At 70.2% G+C, this 24,011-nt stretch carries 23 protein-coding genes and 2 pseudogenes; 13 read left to right on the top strand and 12 right to left on the bottom strand.

What is annotated here, in order from left to right; translation table 11 throughout:
• Positions 1 to 13: 13 nt before the first annotated feature.
• The 3 genes from OG413_RS11240 to OG413_RS11230 all read right to left on the bottom strand — a co-directional run bounded on the left by OG413_RS11240 (position 14) and on the right by OG413_RS11230 (position 3,143).
• Positions 14 to 727, bottom strand: coding sequence for a TrmH family RNA methyltransferase (locus OG413_RS11240; protein ID WP_266804741.1), 714 nt, complete (start codon positions 725 to 727; stop codon positions 14 to 16).
• On the bottom strand, positions 724 to 2,019 hold the full coding sequence (locus OG413_RS11235) for an HTTM domain-containing protein (RefSeq protein ID WP_266810071.1): 1,296 nt from the start codon (positions 2,017 to 2,019) through the stop codon (positions 724 to 726). The genes OG413_RS11240 and OG413_RS11235 overlap by 4 nt, the downstream gene beginning before the upstream one ends.
• Before the next feature lie 131 nt (positions 2,020 to 2,150).
• Positions 2,151 to 3,143, bottom strand: a complete 993-nt coding sequence (locus tag OG413_RS11230; protein ID WP_266810069.1) for a DUF5819 family protein — start codon at positions 3,141 to 3,143, stop codon at positions 2,151 to 2,153.
• 88 nt (positions 3,144 to 3,231) lie between these two features.
• Between OG413_RS11230 and paaA the strand changes: the two genes are divergently transcribed.
• The 6 genes from paaA to OG413_RS11200 all read left to right on the top strand — a co-directional run bounded on the left by paaA (position 3,232) and on the right by OG413_RS11200 (position 8,288).
• Complete coding sequence (gene paaA / locus OG413_RS11225) at positions 3,232 to 4,296, top strand: 1,2-phenylacetyl-CoA epoxidase subunit PaaA (protein ID WP_266804740.1); 1,065 nt, start codon at positions 3,232 to 3,234, stop codon at positions 4,294 to 4,296.
• Entirely contained in the window at positions 4,293 to 4,583 is a 291-nt protein-coding gene (paaB, locus tag OG413_RS11220) for a 1,2-phenylacetyl-CoA epoxidase subunit PaaB (RefSeq protein WP_073727828.1), read from the top strand. The genes paaA and paaB overlap by 4 nt, the downstream gene beginning before the upstream one ends.
• Complete coding sequence (gene paaC, locus OG413_RS11215) at positions 4,580 to 5,281, top strand: 1,2-phenylacetyl-CoA epoxidase subunit PaaC (RefSeq protein ID WP_266804737.1); 702 nt, start codon at positions 4,580 to 4,582, stop codon at positions 5,279 to 5,281. Before paaB ends, paaC begins: the two co-directional genes overlap by 4 nt.
• The gene (gene paaD / locus OG413_RS11210) at positions 5,275 to 5,772 is read left to right on the top strand and encodes a 1,2-phenylacetyl-CoA epoxidase subunit PaaD (protein ID WP_266804735.1); all 498 of its coding nucleotides are present in this window, start codon (positions 5,275 to 5,277) and stop codon (positions 5,770 to 5,772) included. The genes paaC and paaD overlap by 7 nt, the downstream gene beginning before the upstream one ends.
• Positions 5,773 to 6,831 carry a 2Fe-2S iron-sulfur cluster-binding protein gene (locus OG413_RS11205; RefSeq protein WP_266804733.1) on the top strand — a complete coding sequence of 353 codons (1,059 nt, stop codon included), beginning with the start codon at positions 5,773 to 5,775 and terminating at the stop codon, positions 6,829 to 6,831.
• Between the two features lie 263 nt (positions 6,832 to 7,094).
• Positions 7,095 to 8,288 carry an acyl-CoA dehydrogenase family protein gene (locus OG413_RS11200; protein ID WP_266810067.1) on the top strand — a complete coding sequence of 398 codons (1,194 nt, stop codon included), beginning with the start codon at positions 7,095 to 7,097 and terminating at the stop codon, positions 8,286 to 8,288.
• Between the two features lie 9 nt (positions 8,289 to 8,297).
• On the opposite strand, the gene OG413_RS11195 is transcribed toward OG413_RS11200, so the two are convergent.
• The 4 genes from OG413_RS11195 to OG413_RS11180 form a co-directional block, all read right to left on the bottom strand.
• Positions 8,298 to 8,642: a rhodanese-like domain-containing protein gene (locus OG413_RS11195; RefSeq protein WP_266804732.1), complete on the bottom strand. Its 345-nt coding sequence runs from the start codon at positions 8,640 to 8,642 to the stop codon at positions 8,298 to 8,300.
• A 46-nt stretch (positions 8,643 to 8,688) separates the two neighbouring features.
• Positions 8,689 to 9,642 (bottom strand): hypothetical protein, encoded by a 954-nt coding sequence (locus OG413_RS11190; protein WP_266804731.1) that lies wholly within the window; start codon positions 9,640 to 9,642, stop codon positions 8,689 to 8,691.
• Positions 9,643 to 9,700: 58 nt separating this feature from the next.
• The gene (locus tag OG413_RS11185) at positions 9,701 to 11,134 is read right to left on the bottom strand and encodes a DUF2252 domain-containing protein (RefSeq protein ID WP_266804730.1); all 1,434 of its coding nucleotides are present in this window, start codon (positions 11,132 to 11,134) and stop codon (positions 9,701 to 9,703) included.
• Between the two features lie 135 nt (positions 11,135 to 11,269).
• The gene (locus tag OG413_RS11180) at positions 11,270 to 12,418 is read right to left on the bottom strand and encodes a hypothetical protein (RefSeq protein WP_266804728.1); all 1,149 of its coding nucleotides are present in this window, start codon (positions 12,416 to 12,418) and stop codon (positions 11,270 to 11,272) included.
• A 97-nt stretch (positions 12,419 to 12,515) separates the two neighbouring features.
• Between OG413_RS11180 and OG413_RS11175 the strand changes: the two genes are divergently transcribed.
• Complete coding sequence (locus OG413_RS11175) at positions 12,516 to 12,965, top strand: MarR family winged helix-turn-helix transcriptional regulator (protein ID WP_266804726.1); 450 nt, start codon at positions 12,516 to 12,518, stop codon at positions 12,963 to 12,965.
• A 31-nt stretch (positions 12,966 to 12,996) separates the two neighbouring features.
• Here OG413_RS11175 and OG413_RS11170 read toward each other — a convergent pair whose 3' ends face one another.
• On the bottom strand, positions 12,997 to 13,344 hold the full coding sequence (locus tag OG413_RS11170; RefSeq protein ID WP_266804724.1) for a helix-turn-helix domain-containing protein: 348 nt from the start codon (positions 13,342 to 13,344) through the stop codon (positions 12,997 to 12,999).
• Between the two features lie 191 nt (positions 13,345 to 13,535).
• Here OG413_RS11170 and OG413_RS11165 point away from each other — a divergent pair, with 191 nt between their 5' ends.
• Positions 13,536 to 14,147, top strand: coding sequence for an FMN-dependent NADH-azoreductase (locus OG413_RS11165; protein ID WP_266804723.1), 612 nt, complete (start codon positions 13,536 to 13,538; stop codon positions 14,145 to 14,147).
• 174 nt (positions 14,148 to 14,321) lie between these two features.
• Here OG413_RS11165 and OG413_RS11160 read toward each other — a convergent pair whose 3' ends face one another.
• The gene (locus tag OG413_RS11160; RefSeq protein ID WP_266804722.1) at positions 14,322 to 15,062 is read right to left on the bottom strand and encodes a ScbR family autoregulator-binding transcription factor; all 741 of its coding nucleotides are present in this window, start codon (positions 15,060 to 15,062) and stop codon (positions 14,322 to 14,324) included.
• 473 nt (positions 15,063 to 15,535) lie between these two features.
• Here OG413_RS11160 and OG413_RS11155 point away from each other — a divergent pair, with 473 nt between their 5' ends.
• The 3 genes and pseudogenes from OG413_RS11155 to OG413_RS11145 all read left to right on the top strand — a co-directional run.
• On the top strand, positions 15,536 to 16,570 hold the full coding sequence (locus OG413_RS11155; RefSeq protein ID WP_266804720.1) for a ScbA/BarX family gamma-butyrolactone biosynthesis protein: 1,035 nt from the start codon (positions 15,536 to 15,538) through the stop codon (positions 16,568 to 16,570).
• A gap of 66 nt (positions 16,571 to 16,636) precedes the next feature.
• A complete protein-coding gene (locus OG413_RS11150; RefSeq protein WP_266804718.1) occupies positions 16,637 to 17,377 on the top strand; it encodes a hypothetical protein in 741 nt (246 codons plus the stop codon).
• Positions 17,378 to 18,020: 643 nt separating this feature from the next.
• Positions 18,021 to 18,260, top strand: a pseudogene (locus OG413_RS11145) (ISAzo13 family transposase); the annotation flags it as partial.
• Between the two features lie 71 nt (positions 18,261 to 18,331).
• Here OG413_RS11145 and OG413_RS11140 read toward each other — a convergent pair.
• Positions 18,332 to 18,487: pseudogene (locus tag OG413_RS11140) on the bottom strand (amidinotransferase); the annotation flags it as partial.
• Positions 18,488 to 18,770: 283 nt separating this feature from the next.
• On the bottom strand, positions 18,771 to 20,090 hold the full coding sequence (locus OG413_RS11135) for an acetyl-CoA carboxylase biotin carboxylase subunit family protein (protein ID WP_266804716.1): 1,320 nt from the start codon (positions 20,088 to 20,090) through the stop codon (positions 18,771 to 18,773).
• Between the two features lie 681 nt (positions 20,091 to 20,771).
• On the opposite strand from OG413_RS11135, the gene OG413_RS11130 reads away from it, so the two are divergent.
• Complete coding sequence (locus OG413_RS11130; RefSeq protein ID WP_266804714.1) at positions 20,772 to 21,230, top strand: nitroreductase family deazaflavin-dependent oxidoreductase; 459 nt, start codon at positions 20,772 to 20,774, stop codon at positions 21,228 to 21,230.
• Positions 21,231 to 21,282: 52 nt separating this feature from the next.
• Positions 21,283 to 22,395, top strand: a complete 1,113-nt coding sequence (locus tag OG413_RS11125) for a hydrolase (protein ID WP_266804712.1) — start codon at positions 21,283 to 21,285, stop codon at positions 22,393 to 22,395.
• A gap of 16 nt (positions 22,396 to 22,411) precedes the next feature.
• Here the strand turns inward: OG413_RS11125 and OG413_RS11120 are convergent, their stop codons facing one another.
• Complete coding sequence (locus OG413_RS11120) at positions 22,412 to 23,905, bottom strand: IMP dehydrogenase (RefSeq protein ID WP_266804710.1); 1,494 nt, start codon at positions 23,903 to 23,905, stop codon at positions 22,412 to 22,414.
• Positions 23,906 to 24,011 lie beyond the last annotated feature (106 nt).

Genomic DNA, 24,011 nt, shown 5'->3' with positions numbered 1-24,011 from the left:
GGGCCGGGGCCTCTCAGCCGCGCGGATCCGGAACGTCCGCGTACCGCTGTACCCACGCGTGCATCGCGATGGCCGCGGCGGCCCCCGCGTTGATCGACCGGGTGGAGCCGAACTGCGTGATCGAGCACACCATCGTCGCGTGGTCCCGCGCCTCCTGGGTGAGCCCCGGCCCCTCCTGGCCGAACAGCAGCACGCAACGCCGCGGCAGTTCGGTCCGCTCCAGCGGTACGGCCCCGGGGAGGTTGTCGATCCCGATGATCGGCAGCCCCTCGGAGGCCGCCCAGGCGGTCAGATCCGCCGTGTCGGGGTGATGCCGCACATGCTGGTAGCGGTCGGTGACCATGGCCCCGCGCCGGTTCCAGCGGCGCCGTCCCACGATGTGGATCTCTTTGGCGAGGAAGGCGTTCGCGGTCCGTACGACCGAGCCGATGTTGAAGTCGTGGCCCCAGTTCTCCACGGCCACGTGAAAGTCGTGCCGCCGCAGGTCCAGATCGGCGACGATCGCCTCCCGCGTCCAGTACCGGTACTCATCACCGACATTGCGCCGGTCACCGTGGGCGAGCAGCTCGGGGTCGTATCGCTCGCCCTCGGGCCAGGGCAGCGGATACGGCCCGACACCGATCTCCGTCCCGTACCCGTCGTCGTACTGAATCGGTTCCGGTTCCGCGGACGGATCGGGTGCCGCCGCTGCGGGGGGCTCTTCTGTTCTGCCGGTCTCACTGCTCACCCGACGAGCGTATGGCCCCCACCGGCACCCTGCTGCGGGGCCTCCTCCGTACCGTCGCGGCCGGACCCCTGCTGACCGGGCACCCGCCCGTCGCCCGGAACACCATGAGCACCCGAATCGCCCGAAGCACCGGAAGAACCCGTCGCGCCCGTGTTGCCCGGGAAACGGGGGAAGCGCGAGAACAGCCGGTCGCGGCCGAGCGTCACCCGGCCGCCCAGCCACACCAGGAAGACCGTCGGCAGGAAGACGGCATCCGCGGCGATCATCGCCATCGAGAAGAACGGCAGCCCGAGCAGCAGGGCGATTCCCGCGTGCTCGCAGATCATCGCGACCAGCAGGATGTTCTTGACGCGCCGGTTGAACAGCGTGAACGGGAAGGCGACCTGGACGATGACCGTGCCGTACGTCAGCACCATCACCATCACACCGCTGGAAGCCAGGATGTCCGACAGGGCGGGCCAGGGCGTGAAGTAGTCGAGCTTGAGGGGGTAGTAGAGGGCGGTGCCGTCCTGCCAGCGCGACCCCTGGATCTTGTACCAGCCGGCGGTCGCGTAGATCAGACAGACCTCGGCCATGATCACGACGAGGGTGGCGTTGTGGGCGAGATTGGCCAGGACATCGAGCAGCGTGCGCGGCTCACCGTGCGGCGCGTAGCGATTCGCGGCCCACCACGCGGCGCTCCCCAGCCACACCACCCACAGGAGAGTCGGCAGCCACCAGGTCCCGCCGAGACCGTCCATCAGCGTGGCGATCAGCAGGACCGGCCCGAGCACCGCCCACAGAACCGGACCCACCACGTCCGCTACCGGCGTGAGGCCCCGTGCGGCACGTGCGGCGTTACGTACGGTGTTCCGCTCGGCGCGCCTGGCATCCAGCGACCAGACCCGGGAGCAGCGCGTCAGGACGAGGTAGATCGCCATCAGGTGGATGACGTTGTCGCCGCCGTCGCCCATGAAGATGCTGCGGTTCTGCACGGAGAGCACGCCGACCATGAACAGGACGGACATGGTCCGGGTGCGCCACCCGAGCAGCAGTGCCGCGGCCGACAGCAGGGTAAGGGCGTACACGGCCTCGAACCAGAAAGCGCTGTCCGACCACATGAGTACGGAGAAGGCGTCGTTGTTCGCTATGAGTTGCCGGGCCATGTCCCATCGCCACGGGCTGTCCGGACCGTAGAGCTCATGGCGGTGCGGCAGTTCGCGCAGCAGGAACAGCAGATACGTGGCGGAGAACCCGATCCGGATGACAGCGCTCTGGTACGGGCCGAGGGCCGAGGCGGTGATGCGCTGGATACCGCGGGCGAGACCGCTTGCGGGGTTCCGGCGAGGCTTCGGGCGGGGACCTGGCCCGACGTTCGGGTCGGGGGTGCCGCCGGGGAAGGGGCCGGACACCGGGCCGGGAACACCGGCCGGGGAGGTTGTCGTCACTTGTCCGCCTCCTCGCCGCGCGACGCCTGTGGCGCTCCGGCATTCTCGGGGAGATCATCCGGGACCACGGTCCACCATGGGAGCACCCGGTAGTTCGGCCGGGTGCTGATCTTCTCCTCGCTCCACGGGGGCGGCGCGACGGAGCGGGTCTCGGAACGCACCTGGATGCGCTCGACGGTGCCGCCGTAGTCGTGTGCGCCGAGGCGCAGCATCACGATGCGGCGGATGTAGCGCTCGGAGAGATCACCGCGCAGGCCGTTGGGGCGGTTCTCGCTGTCGTGGGAGTTGACGAAGAAGTCCCAGCCCCGCCGGAGCTCGTTCTGATGCACATGGCTGGGGAAGAGATTGCCGCGTATCTCTTTGCCGTCCTCGCCGGAGAGGCTCATCCAGGGGGTGGTGCGGCGGCCGTCGGCGCCGACCACTTCGGCCCGCACATGGACGGCGATGTTCTGCTGGAGCGGATTGGGGGCGAACAGCTTCCAGTTCTGTTCGAACTCCGGGTAGACCCAGTTGTCGACCGCTTCGCCATGCTGCTTGGTCAGCGTGTTGGACGGCGCGACGTGCAGGAAGACCATGGCCACCTGGGCACAGGCGATCATCCCGATGACGGACAGCGCGACGGCGGCGACGGCCTGGTACCGGAACGAGAGCGCGGCTATGCCACCGCCGGTGGCGCGGTCGCCGGAGCCGCCGGCGCCACCCGCCGCGCCCGGCCCGGCGTGCGGCTGAGCGTCCGTCGATGTGCCCGAGGCTATGTGCGTCCTGCCGTCCGTCGAGGGGCGCTGCCCGGCGTATGCGGAAGGGCGCTGCCCGGCATACGCCGAAGCCGGGGGCGAGGCGTCCGCAGAGGCCGGGGGCGAGGCATCCGGCAAGGTGTGCGGCTCTGCGGCCGAGTGGCTCACCACCTGCGGCCAGGCGTCCTTTTCCTCGCTGTCGGAGCGCCCACCGTGGTCCGAATCCATCCCGCCCCGCTCACCGTCGATCACCACCGAGTTATCCACAGGGTTGACACCCTACGGGCCGCCGACTCACCATTGAAGTCATTGAACCGAACGATCGGTCGGTAGGGAGTCCGGGATGGCGGCAGTGACTGCGGACCAGAAGACGCAGAGGACGGCAGGCGCGGTGGATCCGGCGGACGCGGCCCGCACTGCGGCGTTCGACGCGACGGTGGCCGCCGACGACCGGATCGAGCCGCGCGACTGGATGCCGGAGGCGTACCGGGCCTCGCTCGTCCGTCAGATGGCCCAGCACGCCCACTCGGAAATCATCGGTATGCAGCCAGAGGCCAACTGGATCACCCGCGCGCCCTCCCTGCGGCGCAAGGCGATCCTGATGGCCAAGGTGCAGGACGAGGCCGGGCACGGGCTGTATCTCTACAGCGCCGCCGAGACGCTGGGCACCAGCCGCGAGGAGCTGCTCGACAAGCTCCACGCCGGACGTCAGCGCTATTCATCGATCTTCAACTACCCGACGCTGACCTGGGCGGACGTCGGAGCGATCGGCTGGCTGGTGGACGGCGCGGCGATCACCAACCAGGTGCCGCTCTGCCGCTGCTCGTACGGCCCGTACGCACGGGCGATGGTCCGGATCTGCAAGGAGGAGTCCTTCCACCAGCGCCAGGGGTACGAGCTGCTGCTCGCCCTGAGCCGAGGCACCCGGGACCAGCACGAGATGGCGCAGGACGCGGTGAACCGCTGGTGGTGGCCGTCCCTGATGATGTTCGGCCCGCCCGACGACGCGTCGGCCCACTCCGCGCAGTCGATGGCCTGGAAGATCAAGCGCCACTCCAACGACGAACTGCGTCAGCGCTTCGTGGACATCTGCGTACCGCAGGCCGAGGCCCTGGGACTCGCCCTCCCGGACCCCGACATCCGGTGGAACGAGGAGCGCGGACAGCACGACTTCGGCGCGATCGACTGGACCGAGTTCCAGGAAGTCCTCAAGGGCAACGGCCCGTGCAACGAGCAGCGCCTCACCCAGCGGCGCACAGCCCATGAGGAGGGTGCCTGGGTCCGGGACGCGGCAGCGGCGTACGCGGCCAAACACCCCGCCCCTCCCACCCACCCCGGACAGAGCGCGCAGCCCGCTCCGAGCCCGCAGACCGCACAGGGCACGCAGCCCGAGGAGGAGACGGCATGAGCAGCTCGACCGACTGGCCGCTGTGGGAGGTGTTCGTGCGCTCGCGGCGCGGACTGTCCCACACCCACGCCGGCAGCCTGCACGCGCCGGACGCCGAGATGGCCCTGCGCAACGCACGGGACCTGTACACCCGTCGATCGGAGGGCATCTCGATCTGGGTGGTCCCGTCCACCGAGATCACCGCGTCCTCCCCCGACGAGAAGGACTCCTTCTTCGAACCGGCGGGGGACAAGCCCTACCGGCACCCGACGTTCTACGAGATCCCGGAAGGGGTGAAGCACCTGTGACCGCGGCCCTCGCCCTGGGCGACGACGCGCTGGTGCTCTCGCACCGGCTGGGGGAGTGGGCGGGCCACGCTCCCGTGCTGGAGGAGGAAGTGGCCCTCGCCAACATCGCCCTGGACCTCCTGGGGCAGGCCAGAGTGCTGCTCTCGCTCGTCGGCGACGAGGACGAGCTCGCCTACCTCCGCGAGGAGCGGGCCTTCCGCAATCTCCAGCTGGTCGAGCAGCCGAACGGCGACTTCGCCCACACCATCGCCCGCCAGCTCTACTTCTCCGTCTACCAGCACGTGTTGTACGGCGAGTTGGCAGCGGGCCGGGGCCCGTTCGCGGACCTTGCGGCGAAGGCGGTCAAGGAAGTCGCCTACCACCGGGACCACGCCGAGCACTGGGCCCTGCGCCTCGGGGACGGTACGGCCGAGAGCCATGAGCGGCTCCAGGCCGGCCTGGACGCGCTGTGGCGGTTCACCGGCGAGATGTTCCAGCCCATAGAGGGAGTGGACATCGACTGGCAGGCGCTGCGGACCAGTTGGCTGGGCGCCATCACCGATGTGGTGGAGCGAGCCACACTGACCGTCCCGACCGGCCCGCGGTCCGGCGCCTGGGCGGCAGGGGCCGGCCGACAGGGGCTGCACACCGAGCCGTTCGGCCGGATGATCGCCGAGATGCAGCATCTGCACCGCAGCCATCCGGGGGCGTCATGGTGACCGGGACCCGGCTGGAGGAGGAACTGCGGCAGCTGGCCGGCGCCGTACCGGACCCCGAGCTGCCGGTCCTGACGCTGGAGGAGCTCGGCGTCATGCGGGGCGTCCAGGTGGACGGGCGGGGCCGGGCGACCGTGCGGCTCACCCCGACGTACACCGGCTGCCCGGCGATCGAGGCCATGTCCGCCGACATCGAGCGGGTGCTGCACGACCACGGCGTGCCCGAGGTCTCCGTGGTCACCGTGCTCGCACCCGCCTGGTCGACGGACGACATCAGCGCCGAGGGGCGGCGCAAGCTCGCCGAGTTCGGCATCGCACCACCCCGCTCCCACGGCGCGGACGGCGGCCCCGTACCGCTGACGCTCTCGGTGCGCTGCCCGCACTGCGGCTCGACCGACACGGAGCTGCTGAGCCGGTTCTCCTCCACGGCGTGCAAAGCGCTTCGCCGCTGTGTCGCCTGCCGCGAACCGTTCGACCACTTCAAGGAGTTGTAGATGTTCCATCCGCTCCGGGTCCGCGCGATCGAACGGATCACTGACGATGCGGTGGCCGTCACCTTCGCCGTGCCGGCCGAGCTGCGCGAGACCTTCCGTCACACCCCGGGCCAGCACCTCAATGTGCGCTACACCGTCGACGGCGAGGAGATCCGGCGCTCGTACTCGATCTGCGCACCGGCCGCCGAGGCACCGGCCGAACCGGTCCTGCGGGTGGGCATCCGCATGGTCGACGGCGGCGCGTTCTCGACGTACGCCCTGAAGGAACTGGCCGTCGGGGACGAAGTGCAGGCCATGGCCCCGATGGGCCGCTTCGTGCTGAGGCCGCGCCCCGGTCTGTTCGCGGCGGTCGTCGGCGGGAGCGGCATCACTCCGGTGCTGTCGATAGCGGCGACGCTGCTGTCACGGGAGCCCCTGGCCCGGTTCTGTCTGATCCGCAGCGACCGGACGGCCGCCTCGACGATGTTCCTCGACGAGGTCGCCGACCTCAAGGACCGGTATCCGGACCGCTTCCAGCTGGTGACCGCACTGTCCAGGGAAGAGCAGTCGGCCGGGCTGCCGTCCGGCCGACTGGACCGTGAGCGGCTCACCGGGCTGCTGCCCGCGCTGCTGCCGGTGGCGGACGTGGACGGCTGGTTCCTGTGCGGCCCGTTCGGTCTGGTCCGGGGGGCGGAGAGCGCACTGCGCGCGCTCGGCGTCGAACGGACCCGGATCCACCAGGAGATCTTCCACGTCGACGACGGGTCCGCGGCGCCCGCCACGGCCCGCGTCGCCTCGCCCTCCGACAGCACCCTCACGGCGACTCTTCACGGCCGTTCGGGCAGCTGGCCGGTGAAGGACGCCGAATCGCTGCTGGAGACGGTGCTGCGCAGCCGGTCGGACGCGCCGTACGCCTGCAAGGGGGGAGTGTGCGGGACCTGCCGGGCCTTCCTCGTCTCGGGCGAGGTGCGGATGGACCGCAACTTCGCGCTGGAACCGGAGGAGACCGGGGCGGGCTTCGTGCTGGCCTGTCAGTCGCACCCGCTCACTCCGGAGGTGGAGCTCGACTTCGACCGCTGACCAGTGCCGATGGCCGGTGCCGATGCCGGTGGCCGTGGCCGGTGGCCGTGGCCGATGGCCGATGCCGACTATTCCGGCGGGCACCCGGCTCTGGGGCGCTCCCGGCTCTGCGGGGCTCCAGGCGCTGCGGGGCTCCCGGCGGCGAAGGGGCAGCGGTGCGCGGTGTTCCCATCTTGTAGAACCTGTTCTATCTTGACGAACCGTCAGGTCCCCTCGTGGACCGCACGGTTCAGGGACGCTACGGTTCGCGGGAGGCCGGAACAGTGGACTTCACCTTCACCGAGGAACAGCAGGCAGCCGTCGAGGCGGCCAGGGCGGTCTTCTCGTCCGTCGCACCCGACCATGTACCCAGCCCCGCGCTGACCCCGGGTGCCGTCGCCGAGGACATCGACCGGACGCTGTGGGCCGGGCTCGCCGATACGGATCTGCTGAGCCTCACGCTCTCACCGGAATACGGCGGCGCCGGACTCGACCCGGTCGCGCTCTGCCTGGTACTGCGCGAAGCGGCCAAGGTGCTGGCCAGGGTTCCGTTGCTGGAGAGCTGTGCGGTCGCGATGGCCCTCCAGCGCCACGGCGACCGCGCGCTGGCGGCGGAGCTGCTGCCCGGGTTCGGCCGGGGCGAGCTGGTCCTGACCGTCGGGGCCAACGGGCGCACCGGACACGACCCGGCCGAACTGGCCGTCACCGCCAGCCGCGACACCGCCCACCGCGGCAGCGAGGGCACCGGCAGCGAAGGCACCGGGCCCGGAGCGGGGAACGCGTCCGGGTGGGTGCTCGACGGGATGCAGTCAGGGGTGCCCTGGGCCCAGGTCGCCGACTGGATCGCGGTCCCCGCCCACACGGGCGAGGGCCGGTCCGTCCTGGCTCTGGTGCGCCGCGGCCACGACGGCGTGACGCTCGCCGAGCAGGTTTCCACCAGTGGCGAGCGCTTCGCCGAGGTCAGGCTCGACGCCGTGCGCATCGACGACCGCGAGCTGATCGACGCACCCGGCGCCTGGGACTGGCTGCGGTCGCTGCTCACCACCGGGACCTGTGCGCTGGCGCTGGGGCTGGGCGAGCGGGTGCTCTCGATGACCAGCGAATACACCGGCAAGCGCGAACAGTTCGGCTTCCCGGTGGCCACGTTCCAGGCAGTCGCCATGCAGGCCGCCGACCGGTACATCGATCTGCGGGCCATGGAGGTGACCCTCTGGCAGGCGGCCTGGCGTATCTCCACCGAGGCCGGTGGTGCGCTGCCCGCCGAGGGAGACATCGCCGTGGCGAAGATCTGGGCCTCGGACGGCGTCCGGCGCATCGTGCAGACCGCGCAGCACCTGCACGGCGGCTTCGGCGCGGACACCGACTACCCCCTGCACCGCTACCACGCCTGGGCGAAGCAGATCGAGCTGTCCCTGGGCCCGGCGGCAGCCCACGAGGAGGCACTGGGCGACCTGCTGGCCGCCCACCCCCTCGGCTGACGCGGGGTGTCAGAGGACGAAGGCCGGGTTCCCGTTGTCCGCGACCATCGGGCGTCCGGCGCCGTCCCAGGCGAGCATCCCGCCGTCGATGTTCACCGCGTCGACGCCCTGCTGAACCAGGTACTGGGTGACCTGGGCGGACCGGCCGCCGACCCGGCACATCACATGCACGCGCCGACCGTCCTCGGCGGCCTCGGTCAGCTCACCGAAGCGGCCCACGAAGTCGCTCATCGGAATGTGCAGGGCGCCCTCGACATGCCCGGCCGCCCATTCGTCGTTCTCCCGGACATCCAGGACGAAGCCGTCCGACGGCACCGCCGCGACATCCACCGAGGGCAGCGGAGCGAAATTCATGGGTCATGCCTTCTCTCGTACGTACGCGGCAACGTCAACGGAAACGCTACTGCACCATCCCCGCGAGCTCGGCCTCACGCCGGGACACTTCGCCCAGGAGCTGCTCGCCGATGTCCTCCAGCAGCTTGTCCGGATCGTCCTGGGCCATCCGCAGCATCGAGCCGATCGCACCCTCCTCCAGCTCCCTGGCGAGCACGGTGAGCAGCTCCTTGCGACGGCTGAGCCACTCCAGCCGGGCGTAGAGCTCCTCGCTCTCGCTGAGCAGGGTCTCCGGCGCGACCGGTCCCGCCGCCCACTCCTCGACCAGTTCCCTCAGCAGCGCCTCGTCCCCGCGTCCGTAGGCGGCATTGACCCGGGTGATGAACTCGTCCCGGCGCTCGCGCTCCCGCTCGTCCTGGGCCAGGTCCGGATGAGCCTTGCGGGCCAGCTCGCGGTAGAGCCTGCGCGCCTCCTCGCTCGGCCTGACCCGCTTCGGCGGCCGGACCGGCTGCTCGGTGAGCATGGACGCGGCCTCGGGGGACAGCCCGTCGGAGTCCATCCAGTCGTGGAACAGCTCGTCGACACCCGGCATCGGCATGACGATCGCCCGCGCCTCCTGCGCCTTGCGCACATCCTCGGGATCGCCGGTCCTGGCGGCCCGCGCCTCCGCGATCAACGCGTCCAGCTCGTCGAGACGGGTGTACATCGGGCCGAGCTTCTGGTGGTGCAGCCGGGAGAAGTTCTCGACCTCGACCCGGAAGGTCTCCACCGCGATCTCGAACTCGATCAGCGCCTGTTCGGCGACCTGGACGGCCTTGGCGAGCCGCTCCTCGGGCCGCGGCGGAACCTGCCGGTCCTCCCGCGCCGAGTCCCGCGCCGAGTCCTGGCCCGAATCCCGCACCGGGCTCGGCACCGCGTCGTGCGCCGCGCCCTGCGCGTACTGCGGCTCGTCCTGCCGGTCGTTGTCCTGCCGGTCATCGTCGTTCCGGGTGGTCGGCACCCCGGCGGCTTCGTCGGTCACCCGTCCAGCGTATGGCCACGGCCGGCGCCCCGAGGACGCGCGGTCGCCGCAGGGCACGTCATATACCGAGCTCGGCGGCTATCCTCCCCGCCTTGACGGCCCGCACCAGCTCGGCATGGTCCGTCTCCGTACGGTCCGCGTACGTGACCGCGAAGGAGGCCACCGCCTCGTCCAGCTCGGCGCTCTTGCCGCAGTAGCCCGCGAGCAGCCGGGGGTCGGCGCTGTGCGCGTGGGCCCGCGCCAGCAGGGCACCGGTCATCCGCCCGTAGTCGTCGACCTGATCGGCCGCCAGCGCCGCCGTATCCACGCTCCCCTTGCGATTCCTGAACTGCCTCACCTGGAACGGTCTGCCGTCGACCTCCGCCCAGCCGAGCAGGATGTCGCTGACGACCTGCATCCGCTTCTGCCCGAGCACCACTCGGCGTCCCTCGTGCGCCACCTCCGGCACATCGAACCCGACCACGGGCAGATAGGGCGCCAGCGCGGAGGGGCGGGCCTCCTTCACCTGCAGAACCAGCGGCTCACCACGATGGTCCAGCAGCAGGACCACATACGACCGCGTGCCGACGCTGCCGGTGCCGACCACCCGGAACGCCACGTCGTGGATCGCGTACCGGGCCAGCAGCGGAACCCGGTCCTCGGAAACCGTGTCCAGATAGCCGCCGAGCCCCGCCGCGACCGCCGCCGCCTCCGCGTCCGGCACCCGGCTCAGCACGGGCGGGGCGTCGACGAAGCGGCGCCCGCCGTCCCCGGTGTCCTCCGTGGACTTGGCGGCGAACCGGGCGCTCGTGTTGTTACGGGCCTTCTGCGAGACCCGCTCCAGCGTCCCGAGCAGATCCCGCGCGTCCGTGTGGGAGACAAGTTCCTCGTCCGCGATGGCGTTCCAGGCGTCCAGGGCGGGGAGTCCGGCCAGCAGCCGCATCGTCCGGCGGTACGCGCCCACGGTGTCGTACGCACCCTGACGGCAGACGTCCTCGTCGGCCCCCGCCGCACGGCCCGCGAGCACCAGCGAGGTGGCGAGCCGCTTGAGGTCCCATTCCCAGGGGCCGAAGACGGTCTCGTCGAAATCGTTGAGATCGATGACCAGGCTGCCCCGGGCATCGCCGTAAAGACCGAAGTTGGCGGCATGCGCGTCGCCGCAGAGCTGGGCACCCACACCCGTGACCGGCGTGCCCATCAGGTCGTGGGCCATGAGCCCGGCGGAACCCCGCAGAAACGCGAACGGCGTGGCCGCCATCCGCCCCACCCGGATCGGCGTCAGGTGCGGCACCCGCCCTTGGTTCGACTCCTCGACCGCCCGCACCGCGTCCGGCCGCCCCGGCGGAAGGACCAGCGCACCGTGCGAGGAGCGCGGCACCCGGTCCCGCAACGCCTTACCGGCGGCCTTCGGCGAGTGCGGCGCCGAGCGCCGGGCGAACCCCGGAACCTCCGGAATACGCAGGTCCGCCATCACGGCCCGCTGTGCTGACTTCATCGCATCGACCTCGCCCATGGCGCGCCGCCTCCCCCACCCTTGTCCGGCTGTCGTCCCACCATCAATCGACCACGACGGTACCGCCGTTCCCCGACACCCGTCCGCCCCTGTGGACAACCCGCGACGCAGCCTGTGGACAACTCACTGTCCAGGTCAGACGCCGACCGCCTCCTCCAGTTCTTCCTCCAGCTCCTCGCGTTGTTCCCCCGTGCGGGACGGAGCGGCCGCGCTCCCGGAAGCGTTCCCGGAACCGTCCTCGGAACCAGAACCGGACCCGGAACCGGACTCGACGGGCCCGGTCTCCGCCAGCGCCGCTGCCCGCTCCCGGGCCTCGGCCAGACCCGCGACTCCCATCACGGCCAGACCCGCCACGAACCACAGCACGAGCACCAGCACATGCCCGCCGAGCGCATGACCGTCGAAGTAGACATGGCTCCGCACGCCCTCGACGAAGCCCGCGCCGTTCCAGAAGGCGTGGAGGGAGCCGAAGAAGCCGGGCTGCAGCTCTGGCCGGAAGATGCCGCCGGAGCTGGTGAAGTTGAGCATGACGAACAGCACCATCACCCCGAGCGTCGTCCATCGCTTGAGGAACGTGTGCAGTCCGACACCGACGAGCAGGATTCCCGCGGAGTAGAGCCACGCCATCGCCCACAGACCGCCGAGCCCGTGGTCCACGAGACCGAACAACGGCCCCGCGAACACCGCGCCGATGAGGCTCACCACGAGTGAGGCGCCCGCCACCAGCGCGGCCCTGATCCGGAGCGCCAGCGCACCGCCCGCGCCGCCGATCACCGCGACCGACGCATATGACCCGATGCTGATCGCGACCAGCAGGAAGAAGATGCCCTGCCCGGTCGGATCGCCGTCCGCCGTCGGCGCCACGTTCGTCACCTTCAGCGGGGCGCCCTGGCCGGCCGCCACCTCGGTGAAGACCTTCTGCACCACCGTGGCACTGGTGTCCGACGAGGCGGTGGCCACCACCAGTTCGGGGCTCTTCCCCGGCACGTACGCACCGTAACTCGCCTGTGTCTCCAGGTCGTTCACGGCCGCGTCGCGATCGGCGACGGTACGCACGTCCAGTGCGCCGTCCCCCTTGTCCCGCAGGGTCTGTGCCAGCACCTGGACGCTCGGCCCGGAGCCGACCACGTCCACGCGCAGATCGTGTGGTTCCGGAGCGTGGAAGGCCCCCAGATAGGCGAGCCCCATGCCGACGCACATCAGCAGCGGGGTGACGAGGTGGGTCAGCACATGACGCAGCGCACCGGCGGTGGCGCCGGAAGCGGTACTCGGGCCTGCGGACATCCGAACGATCTCCCATAGTTGGCTTTTACAACTCACAGCTCTGTTGTACTATACAACTGAAATTTCGGGAAACGAGAAATCCGAGAAAGGTGAATCCGTGCCAGGCACCCCCGGGGAGCGCGAGAAGTCGCTGGACGTCATCCAGCGCGAGCTGACCGCCTTCGCGCGCCGTGCGCGCGCGGCGGCGGCGCGACTCCACCCCGAGCTGCCACTGGTGTCGTACACCTTGCTCGCACACATCGACGACCAGCACGGCTGCCGCGCCACCGACCTGGCCGCTCACTACATGCTCGACAAATCAACCGTCAGCCGGCAGATCGCGACCCTGGAGAAGCTCGGCCTGGTCGAGCGCCACCCGGACCCCACCGATCACCGCATCCAGGTGCTGCACCCCACCGAAGCCGGCACACAGGCCCTCGCCTCCACCCAGGCGAGCCGTCGGGCCGCCTATCAGGAGCGGCTGGCCGACTGGACCGCGGAAGATCTCACCCGGTTCGCGGAGTACCTACTGCGCTACAACTCGACCGGCGACCCAGCTCCGCGGTAGGCACCCTCGGCGGGCTCCCGCACCGGAGCCGTCAGCAGCCGGAATCCTCGCCCCGCAGATGTACGTCCGCCCAGCGCCCGAGCTCCTTGAGCGCCGGTTCCATCGCGGCCCCGGCATCCGTCAGGCGGTACGAGACGCGCAGCGGCGGCCCTTCGTCGACCTCACGCACCACCAGACCGGCAGCCCCCAGCTCGGACAGCCGGTCCGAGAGCATGCGCTCACTGATGCCCGGAATCGCTCGCCGCAGATCCGCGAAGTGCACCGACTGCCGCAGCAGCACCGAAACGATCGGGCCGGTCCAGCGCTTGCCGAACAGCTCGAAGACGCGAGTGATGCCCACGTCGACCCGCCGACAGGTCTGCTCGCTGTGATCTGCCATACCCCCAGAGTACTGCGCTCCCGTTGGGTACTTACGAAAAGTAAGGGACTATGGTATTTCTAGGTACACACGAAAAATTAGCGCCCGGTCGACAGGTTCGCCTCCGCACCACCCGCCCGCGCCCCCGCGTCGGATGGCCGACGACGACCCCACCGGCCCGCGCCTCGATCCCCATACCTGTGGAGACCTCCATGGCCACACTTCTGCACCTCGACTCCGCAGTCTTCCCCGAGGGTTCCGCCTCCCGCGACGTCACCTCGGCGTTCGTGGAGACCTGGCGCGAACAGCACCCGGAGGGCGAGGTCGTCTACCGGGACCTCGCCGCCGCGCCGCTTCCCCACCTGGACGCCGCGGCAGTGACCGCCGGTGCCGATGACCCGCTGCGACGGGAACTGGCGGATGAGCTGGCCGCCGCGGACGCCGTCCTGATCGGCGCGCCCATGTACAACTTCTCCATCCCGTCCACGCTGAAGACCTGGCTGGACCAGGTGATCATCGTCGGCCACAACGCCGGATCCCACACACCTGTCGCGGGGGTCCCTGTCACCGTCGTCGCGAGCCGTGGCGGTTCGTACGCCCCGGGCACCCCGCGCGAGGACTTCGAGTTCGTCACGAACTACCTGGAGAAGGTGCTGACGGGGATGTTCTCCGTCGAGGTCGACTTCATCGTTCCGGAGCTGACACTGGCGCATTCCAAGCCCGAGATGGCCGAGCTGATACCGCTCGCCGTGGAGTCCCGCGCCAGGGCGCTCGACGATGCCGCGCAGAAGGCGAAAGCCCTCGCGAGCCGTATGGCCGCCTGACACCTGCGGCCTGTGCGCCTGGCCGCCTGGCCGCCTGGCGAGACAGAACAGGGCTGCGGGGCTCGAACGAGCCCCGCAGCCCTGTTCTGTCTACAACCCTGTGCACCCTCGCGATTCGGGCGTTTCACGTGAAACGAAGCACTGCGCCCTCAGCCGAAGCGCCCTCAAGCCGGCTCAGCCGGCCGCGCCGACCGACGCTCCGACCGACTCACCGACCGCTGCCCCGACGGCGGCGCCCACAGGGGCTGCGCCCGCCGCACTCTCCTCGGCCTCCTCGGCCTCCTGCCGCTCTCTCTCAAGCGCCTGCGCGGCCAGATCCACCCGGCCCTCCGGCTTGATATGCACGATGACACCGGGATGGGCAATGGACGGCAGGATGTGGCGCCACATCTGGGCCACGCGCTCCCGCAGGTCGGCGCGTCCGGAATTGGCCTCCGAAATCAGCTGAATACCGGTGAACGACGCGACGATCACCTCGGCCGATACCAATGGGTCCACCTGGGGGAGCACCTCTCCGCGCTCCTTGCCCAATTCCAGCATCCGGGACGTCGCCGCGATCCAGTCGCTCCATGGATGCGGCCCGCCGAGGAATACGCCTTCGATGGAGAGACGGGTACCGGCGCGCGCCATCGAGTCGTGGCGCAGCGCGAAGGCGAACTGCTGACCGCCGTCCACCAGTGACTGGAGCGGAGATCCGTCCTCCACCAGGTCCACCGTGGCCGTCTGCTCATCCATGATCGCCTGAGCGATGGCTTCCTTGGACGCGAAATGGAAGTACAAGGCCCCTTTGGTGACCTTTGCGCGGCGGAGGATCTCCGAGATGGCGGCACGCTCGTACCCGTAGTCGTCGAAGACACTCGCCGCTGCCTCCACGATCGAACGCCTCGTCTGCACCGCGCGAGCCTGCTTCGCCATCTCTTGCCTCCGGGACGTTCTGTGTGCTCGGCCGTTCCCGCCGAGCAACCGAGCAACCGTCAATCCAGCATCAGTAGTCAGCGTATGCAAGCACTTCACTCTAACCGACCAACGGTCTGTTTACGCACCGGACCATAGGCGTCCAACGCACGTTGTCGCAGTATGCCGAGGCGTCGCCCAACGCGCTGCCTCCCTACCCCCTCTGACGTGTGAAAAACCCTCTTGTTCCGTTTGGTCGAGGGGTTTGCGCACTTACCGGCACGCGAGTTGAGCGCTTTCTCCCATAGCATCAACTACCACCCGCGAGCACACTCATTGCATAAATAAACCGGCCAGATGGTTTTGATTTGCAGGGCCGTGGGAGCCGTCCGGCTCCCACGACGTGAAAGGGGACAGATCACGTGACCGCACTCGCCGCTCCGGCAGACCAGAACATACGCACCCGCACACCCCTCACCGGTGAGCCATCCGTCATGAGTCCCGTACCACCGCACCTCGTGCACCGGTCCGACGAGGCCGATGTCCTGCTGACGCACTTCGGCCTAGCCGATGCTGACACGTATCTGTTCACCGTCCAATGGCCAACGACACATGCGTTGTTCAGCTCAGTTCTGGGACAGGAGAACCCCATGCTGATAGCGGAGACCGTCCGGCAGGCGGGCACCGTTCTGGCGCACAAGGTCTTCGAGGCGCCGATGGACGACCAGTTCCTGCTCTGGAACCTGCGGTACGAGTCCTTCCACGATCTCCGCGGGCCCGGCGGGCCACCGACCCCTACGAAAGCGGTCATACGCAGCCCGGAGGTCACCCTGCGCGGCCGTCGGCTGGCCACGATTCATATAGACATGGAGCTGTTCTCCGGCCACCTGCGGATCGGCCGGGGCGCGGCCTCCGCCAACTGCCTGTCCGCCGCCGCCTATCGACGCCTGCGCCCCGGTCTCCCGGACGCACGTGACGGACGTGACGGACGTGACGCATGTGACACACCGGACGCACCGGTGCGGGCCGCCGCACCACGGACCGCGATCCTGCCCTCCCTCGTGGGCAAGGAGAACGAACAGGACGTCATGCTGTCCCCCCTCGACGCCGCGTCCCCCCTGGACACCGCGCCCGCCGCGCCCGCCGCCCCCCGGAGCACCGCACGGCCCGCCGCCACCCCCCGTACCGCCGCCTGGCAGCTGCGCGCCGACCGGGACCACCCCGTCATCTTCGACAGCCAGAGCGACCACCTGCCCGGCCGGGGCATCATCGAAGCCATGCGCCAGGCCGCCCAGCTCGCCGCGGGCCTCGACCACGCCCTCGTACCGTCCATGAACGCGGAGTTCCGGCGGTACGTCGAACTCGACCGCCCCTGCACCGTCAGCGCGGAGATCGGGGCGGAGCAGCCCGACGGCCGGATACCGATAGAAGTGACCATGCATCAGGACAATGAGGTCGCCGCCCTCGCCCTCCTGCTGGTGCAGGACGTCAAACCGGCAGCCCGCCTCGACCTTCCCATACGCCCGTGACGGGCCCTGGCGGGATCCTGGTGGCCGGGGGCGCCGGATTTCATCGGCTCCGCCGTCGTACGGGCGTTGAGCCGCCGCCTCCCCGCACCCCCCGCCCCGTTGATGGCGCCGGCCCGACGCCATCCGGACCCCGCTCCCACCGGCCCGCAGGCTCCGGGCGTCAAGTACCTCACCGCGGACCTCACCGACCGCGCCTCGCCGCACGGCACCTGTGACCATGTGGACAAGCTGCCGCACTGCACGTCCTACGTCGGTCCGGACGACTCCGCCCGCACCGCGGTCAACGACGTCGGCACCCGGGCCCTGCTCGACGAGGCGGCCCGCGCCGGGGTCCGCCGGATCATCCCCACATCAGCACCACCGCCGTCTACGGAGCAGGCCCGCACCACGGCCTGTCCGAGGGCACCCGGCCGCCCGCCTCAGCGTCCGAGGTCAGCCGCACCGGGCTGCCCGGCCGAACCGGCCGTACTGGCCGCCGAAGGAACGGTTCTGCGGCCCCCGCTCGTGTGCGGGCACGGCGACGCCTGGGTGGTCCCGGCCATCGCCGAACTCCTGCACCGGGTCCCCGCACTGCCCGACGGCGTCCACCACGCGGGCCACCCGGAACCGGTCGCCCTGCGCGACCTGGTCACGGCTCTCGCCCGTACCGACGCCCGAGTACCTGGAACGGCTCGGACTGACCACCGGGGCCGTCTGCGTCCGCCAGGCCCGGATGATGACGGAGGACCGCTGGTACCGGTCCCCGCTGTGGGAGAGCACCAGCTGTTCCAGCGGCCCGGGACTCGCGGCACGGCTGAGCGGGCATGACGAGTGGTACCGGACCGTCCTGTCCCGCAAAGCCCCCGTGCCCGCCGTCCTGGCCCTGCTCACCGCCCGAGTTCCGGGCACTGCCAGGACCGCCAGGACCGCCAGGACCGCCATCAGCATCGGCACCAGCACCGCCCCGACCTTCGTCAGGTCGGCGGCAGGATTAGAGCCGTACAGCGAAGAAGCCCCCGCTCCGGATCTCTCCGAAGCGCGGGCTCTCTTTGTGAAGCACCGAAGAAACCCGCTGGTCAGGACATACTCAGGCGCCTATAGACATCGTTTCCCATGCTCTCGGCCGATTCTCCCGTCGCCCAGGCCAGCGGCTGCGTCAGAAAGTTCGCATCACACGTGGTTCCAGTTGCCGAGCGCGCACATGGCCCGAGATGGGGCCTCCGACGCCGCGTGGGGCGGCCTGCGGTTACCGCGACGCGTCGGCCCGGCAAGCGTGGCAGCGTCCTATGCTTCGCGCCCTGCCCCCCAACACCCGGTGCCCGTGGAGGCGGTAGGGGCTCGATCGTCGGCGGCCCTCGCACGGCACCGGGCACGATCCGGCGTCCCGCGCGGCGCGGTCCTTCTTCACCCTGCCCCGCGGGGACTCCGGGCTGATCCCGAGATCCCGGGCAACCTCGGTCACCGTCCGGCCGGCCGACCGCCCCGGCTCTCCTTCCCCGGACAGGTCCTGGCAACCGTGCTCCGCCTGCGGGTCGCTCTGGTCGCAGAACCTCTGGCAGTGCTGTTCGGCAGCGGCCGCACCGCCATGCACCGCACCCCCCTGAAGGACCGGCGCCCGCTCAAGGCCCACGGCGTTGCCATCACGCCCGCGACAACCCCACCCGCGGCACTCTCGGCCCTCCAAGCACGGGTCCTCGCCCTGACGAGCGAGACAACAGCAAGATCAATAAGACGTGTTACTGATCGCCAAGCTCTGAGGGAGCAAGGACCGGGTTGTCGGGGTCAGCGAAGTTCGAGTGTGCAGCACTTGAGGCTGCCGCCGGCCTTGAGGAGTTCGGCGAGGTCGACTCCGACCGGCTCGAATCCGCGTTCCCTCAGGCGCTGCTTGAGATGCACGGCAGCATCCGGAAGAAGGACATGGCGGCCGTCGGAGAAACTCAGTCGGTCCGAGCTCCTTGCCGGAGAGGACGCGGTGCCTACTCGTCCGACGGCGAACCAGACGGCGATCAGGGCCGATACGGCGACCAGCCTGCTGCACGGCGCCCGGCCCGGCCTCGGTTCGATCGGGCGCCGCGTCGCTTCCCGGGCCGTGCGCGGGCGTTGGACGGCAGGAGGGTGGCGGGACGACGCCCCGGCACCTCTCGTGTCCGCTGCGGCGACCGGCCGCGCGTCCGCCGGCCTCCGCACGCGCCCGCCGTCGCGTCCGGAGGCCGCGCGGCCGTCAGCCGTCCTCGCGCCGGTAGCTCGCCATGAGCCGGGTGTCGTACCCGAGGGCGGACTGCATCCTGCGCAGATCCCTGCCCTTCACGTCGGCCGGGATGACCGTGATGCGGTCGGCGAACCAGGCCAGGACCTCCTCCGACCGTTTGTGGAACTCATCGAGCGTCTCGGTCGTGATCATGATCTCTCCGACGCGCTTGGTCGTGTCGGAGAGCGACGCCGGCAGCAAAGCCCCCACCAGGTGGCCGAGCAGCACGTACTCGACGTCGGGAAGGCTCATGACCTCTTCCTGCGACGGTACTTCGAGGAGAAGGCCCGGGGGCGACGTGATGTACGCGCCACCCACGATCCCGGGGCGCACCCTGACCGTCACGTCCGGTTCTTCACCGAGCGCCAGCGACAGCGCGGCATCGCCGAGGTCGACGCCGAACTTGCACTCGACCGGCTCGTGCACGAAACCGCCTCGTCGCGCGGCACACTCGCTGAAGGACACCTCACCCTCATGGTGGAACAGCTCCATGTGGAAGATGCCGTCAGTCAGGTCGAGCGCCTCCAGTGCCGCGCGGACCACGGGCTCCGCCAGCTGGAACGCCCATGCCTCCGTCGCGGGGTCGAACCGGCGGTCCTGCATCGGCGCTTGCGACTCGACCACGCTCAGACAGGGATGGGTGTACTCCGCGACGGACATGAAGCGGATCTCTCGATCGTGCACGACACCGTCGACCAGCCACTCGTCCCCCTGCTGAAACTCCTCCACCACGAAGGTGCGCGCGGAGCCTCCCTCTTTCCGGAAACGGCGCACGGTTTGGTGCAGCTCGTCCGTACTGCGCACCGTGGCCGTCTGCCGTGTCGCGGCTCCGGTGACGGGCTTGATGACGCCCGCCTCGAACGGCAGCTCGGGGAGCTCGTCGTCGTGGATGTCCTCCAGAAGGATGGACCGGGCGGTGGGGATGCCCCGGGCCCGCACGGCCTCCTTCTGAAGGAACTTGTCGCGGAAGCGGAGCGCCACGGCCGGCGAGAGCCCCGGACAGCCGAGAGCCTGCGCGAGGACGGCAACGTTGATGAGCGCGTACTCGTTCGTGGTGGTCACGGAGGCGAAGCGTTCCTTGCCGAGGCCGGCCCGGGTGAGTGCGGTCAGTACCGCCTCGGCACTGCACTCGTCCTCCACGAAGACGGGAGTGACGCAGTCCGGGAGGTCCGGGAGCCCGCTGTTCCTCCAGTACGGACCGTAGACGACGACGGCGGGGATGCCACGCCTGCCGCAGGCCCGCAGTACGTAGCGGTCGACCCCGACGAACAGGGGGCGTGGGCGCGAGGTCATGATGTGGAACCTTCCAGTGCAGCGTCGGCCGGAAGACTGGTTTGGTCGGGGCAGGGTCGGCTGCGAGCTCCCCGGCGAGGTCTCCGGTCCCGGCGAAGCCGCCAGTGGCCGCCCTGAGGATCCGGCGCGACCGAAGCCCGGGACCGGGACGAGGGCGAGGCCGCCGTGCGGCAGCCACCCGGCCATCCCCATTCCAGGGAAATCCCCGTCTATGCCCTTGAGTTCTCCGGTATTTGTCCGGCCATAGGTCTGGTCGGCACTAGCTAACATCATGATCACAGTGAGCGTGATGGGCCCTTCCTGTGATGATCACCACACCGGAGGCGGTTGCTGTCGACTCGACGCGCGGTGCAGTCCCCTGCTTCACCGCGGCCGGGCGGAGTGGATGAGTCGACCCCATTTCCGCCTTCTCCCCCACATTCCCGCAATGGCGTTGACATGGGCTTCTGCCGCCCGGGGGGAATTTGGCCGAATGTCCGGATCGATGTCGGGTTCGTTATGCACTCGGCGCCGGGCAGCGGTGTGGCGCCGTGTGTAATCTTCTGATGCATTGTCAATCGGCGACTCGCCGAATTCTGTACGCATGATTGCGGTGGACGTACGGACCGCCGAATCCTCAGCACCCTGCGGGGCCGGCGTCGTCCGAAGTGCCCCGTATCCCTGTCAGATGAAGAAGAAAGCGTGCCTGCCGTGATCGCCCCGGACCCTTTCGCCATCGCCCCCACCGACAGCCGCGTCAACGGGATCGCTGACCACGCCCGCCAGTACGCCGCCACTGCCGGAGCCGAGGGTCACGACTGGAAGGGCGCCGAGACCCTGCTGCTGACCACCGTCGGCCGCCGCAGCGGTCTGCCGCGCCGCACCGTCGTCATCTACGGCCGCCACGAGGACGCCTACGTCGTCGCCGCCTCCAACCTCGGCTCCGACAACCACCCCGACTGGTACCTCAACCTCCAGCAGCACCCCACGGCCCTCATCCAGGTCCGCGACCAGCAGTTCACCGTGCGGGCCCGCACGGCCACCAGCGAGGAGCACCTGCTCCTGTGGAAGCTGATGACCGGTGTGTGGCCCGCGTACGACACCTACCAGCAGTCCACCCAGCGCCCCATCCCCACCGTCATCCTCCAGCTACAGCCCTAGGACCCCGCCCCGTGTACGCGCCGCCACCTGACCCCCTCCTGGACTGCTCTAGATGACGCTCCTGCCCTCCCCGCCCTTGCTCGACGTCGCGGCCGCCGCGCTGTCCGCCGCCGAGCACGCCTCCCATGGCGACCGTGCCGGCCGGCTGCCCGACGCCGTCGCCGAGGCCCTCATCGGCACCGGTCTGCTGGCCCACTTCGTCCCCCGGGCCCTCGGCGGCGCCGCGGGACGGTTCGACGACTGCCTGCCCGCGCTGCTCCGCCTGGCCGAGGCCGACCCGTCCGCCGGATGGTGCGCCGCGGTCATGACCTCCATGAGCCGGATGGCCGCCCATCTGCCCCCCGCCGGGCAGAAGGCCGTGTGGGCGCACGGCCCCCACGTGCCCATCGCCGGCACCCTGCAGCCGGCCGGCACCGCCACGCCCACCCGCGGCGGATGGCTGCTGTCCGGACGATGGCCCTTCTGCAGCGGGGTCCACCACGCCCGGTGGGCCCTGCTGTCCGCCGTGGCCGAGGGCGACCCCGGCCCGCGGTTCCTGCTCGTGCCCCGCTCGGCGTGGACCACCGAGCCGACCTGGAGGGACGCGGTCGGCCTACGCGGCACCGGCAGCGACACCCTCGTCCTCGACACGGAGGTGTTCGTCCCCGACGACCACTCCTTCACCCGCGAGCGGCTGTTCACGGCCGCGGACCCGCACGCCGACGGGGACTGCTACCGCGTACCGCACGAGGCGATCAGCGGGCTCTTCTTCGCCGTTCCGCTGCTCGGTGCCGCGCGCGCGGCGCTGAACGCATGGACAGCGGTCGCGAGCCGTCGCCCGTCGGCGGGTTCGCTGCGCGACAGCGATGCGGCGCTGGCCACCGCCTCCGGGAAGATCGACGCCGCAGACCTCCTGCTGCGCCGGGCGGCCCGTACCTGCGACGAGCCCGACGCGCTCACCGCAGTGCTCGCCGCCCGCTGCCGCCGCGACCACGCCACCGCCGCCGGGCTCCTGAACGAAGCCGTCCAAGCCCTCTTCCACAGCGCGGGGGTACGCGCCACCAGCGGCACCGGCGCGCTGTCACGGCTCTGGCGGGACGCCAGCACGGCGGCACTCCATCCCGCCCTCGCCGTCCCGCCGGCCGCCCAGGAGTACGCCACGTGCCTGCTGCGGCGCGCCGGGTGAACGGCGGACGGCCGGCTCACTCCCCGGCGTCGATGGCGGGCCGCCGTACCTCGATCTCGGCGCCGGTCTGCTTGAACGACTCCGACGACACCGGGACCAGCACCGCGTCCCGGTGGAAGTCCCGCAGGTTCGTCGACCCGCAGCTGATCATGGTGGAGGTCAGCTTGGCCCGGGTGCGCTCCACGTTGTCGTACAGGCTGCCCGCGTAGGGGACGTAGCCGTCGACGCCCTCCTCGAAGACCATCTGGCCGCGCTGGCCGTAGCGGGCCGCGTTCTGCGCGCGCCGCGAGCCCTCACCCCAGTACTCCTTGTACCACTGGCCGCCGATCTGCAACTTGCGCGAGGGGCTCTCGTCGAGCCGGGCGAAGTAGCGGCCGAGCATGATGAAGTCCGCGCCCATGGCCAGGGCCATCGCCATGTGCGAGTCGTTGAGCAGACCGCCGTCGCAGCACAGCGGCACGTACACCCCGGTCTCCTGGGCATAGGCGTCGCGCGCCTCGACCACGGCGAGCAGTGCGGAGGCCTGCCCGCGGCCGATGCCCTTCTGGGCCCGCGTGGTGCAGATGGCGCCGCCGCCGATGCCCACCTTCACGAACGCCGCGCCCGCGTCGGCCAGATAACGGAAGGCACGGCCGTCGACGACGTTCCCCGCGCCGACGGAAACATCGTCACCGTACTTTTCCCGGGCGAATTCGAGGGTCCTCGCCTGGTACGCGGAATAGCCGTCGGAGGAGTCCAGGCACAGGACGTCCGCGCCGGCCTCCACCAGGGCGGGAATGCGGTCCTTGAAGTCCCGCGAATTGATGCCGGCGCCGACGCGCAGACGCTTCTCGCCGTCCACCGACGCCCGGTGGTACGTCTTGTGGGCCTGGTAGTCACGCTTGAGGACCAGGGAGACGACCCGGCCGTCCTCAAGCACCGGCAGTACATCCAGGTGGTGCTGCCAGATGAGCTCGTTGGCCTCGGACAGGGTGACCGATGCCTCGGCGGTAACCAGGGTGTCGCGGCCGCGCATCCGGTTGCCGACGGTCTCGGACGCCCCGTGCCGCTCCAGGTGGAAGTCGTCGAGGCTGATGACGCCGAGGAACTCGCCGTCCGTCTCGCCGCTCTGCGTGACCACGGCGACGCCCTGCTCGGCCTCCGAGAGCTGGCGGGTGACCTCGCCGAGCGGCGTCTGCGACGCCACGGTGACCTCGCTGGTGCGGAAGCCCGCCTTGTGCCGCTTCACCGCGAGGATGTCCGCGGCCTGGTCCTCGATCTGCTGGTTCTGGTGGATGAACGACAGCCCGCCGACCTGCGCCAGGGCCACCGCCAGAGTCGGCGAGGACACCGCCTGCATCATGGCGCTCGCCATGGGTGTGGCGATCCGGACGGCCGACTCCTCGCCGACCTGGTGACGCACCAGCGGCGCCCCGAGATCCACATTGTCCGGCGTGCAGTCCTCTGTGGTCAGGCCGGGGATGAGGAGGTATTCACTCAGCGTACGAGAGATTTCGGGGAGGATCTTCACGTCGTCTCCAGAAAGGAGCCTGTAAACCACTACCGGTGAGATTGACGAGGCTCGTGCGGGCAGTACAGATTGTCGCCGCCCGGTAGCGCGCAGTCGGAAGAACTCA

The organism is Streptomyces sp. NBC_01433, from assembly GCF_026340105.1.
Taxonomy (GTDB): domain Bacteria; phylum Actinomycetota; class Actinomycetes; order Streptomycetales; family Streptomycetaceae; genus Streptomyces.
The sequence above is the reverse complement of the archived record's forward strand: the minus strand, read 5'-3'. Positions and strand labels throughout refer to the sequence as shown.

Bases quoted from the DNA above. Each gene is read 5' to 3' on its own strand.
- OG413_RS11160 (WP_266804722.1), bottom strand. From the start codon at position 15,062: ATGGCGAAGCAGGCTCGCGCGGTGCAGACGAGGCGTTCGATCGTGGAG.
- OG413_RS11135 (WP_266804716.1), bottom strand. From the start codon at position 20,090: ATGACCTCGCGCCCACGCCCCCTGTTCGTCGGGGTCGACCGCTACGTA.
- OG413_RS11205 (WP_266804733.1), top strand. From the start codon at position 5,773: ATGTTCCATCCGCTCCGGGTCCGCGCGATCGAACGGATCACTGACGAT.
- OG413_RS11195 (WP_266804732.1), bottom strand. From the start codon at position 8,642: ATGAATTTCGCTCCGCTGCCCTCGGTGGATGTCGCGGCGGTGCCGTCG.
- paaA (WP_266804740.1), top strand. From the start codon at position 3,232: ATGGCGGCAGTGACTGCGGACCAGAAGACGCAGAGGACGGCAGGCGCG.
- OG413_RS11170 (WP_266804724.1), bottom strand. From the start codon at position 13,344: ATGGCAGATCACAGCGAGCAGACCTGTCGGCGGGTCGACGTGGGCATC.
- OG413_RS11180 (WP_266804728.1), bottom strand. From the start codon at position 12,418: ATGTCCGCAGGCCCGAGTACCGCTTCCGGCGCCACCGCCGGTGCGCTG.
- OG413_RS11155 (WP_266804720.1), top strand. From the start codon at position 15,536: ATGAGTCCCGTACCACCGCACCTCGTGCACCGGTCCGACGAGGCCGAT.
- OG413_RS11125 (WP_266804712.1), top strand. From the start codon at position 21,283: ATGACGCTCCTGCCCTCCCCGCCCTTGCTCGACGTCGCGGCCGCCGCG.
- paaD (WP_266804735.1), top strand. From the start codon at position 5,275: ATGGTGACCGGGACCCGGCTGGAGGAGGAACTGCGGCAGCTGGCCGGC.
- OG413_RS11165 (WP_266804723.1), top strand. From the start codon at position 13,536: ATGGCCACACTTCTGCACCTCGACTCCGCAGTCTTCCCCGAGGGTTCC.
- OG413_RS11185 (WP_266804730.1), bottom strand. From the start codon at position 11,134: ATGGGCGAGGTCGATGCGATGAAGTCAGCACAGCGGGCCGTGATGGCG.
- paaB (WP_073727828.1), top strand. From the start codon at position 4,293: ATGAGCAGCTCGACCGACTGGCCGCTGTGGGAGGTGTTCGTGCGCTCG.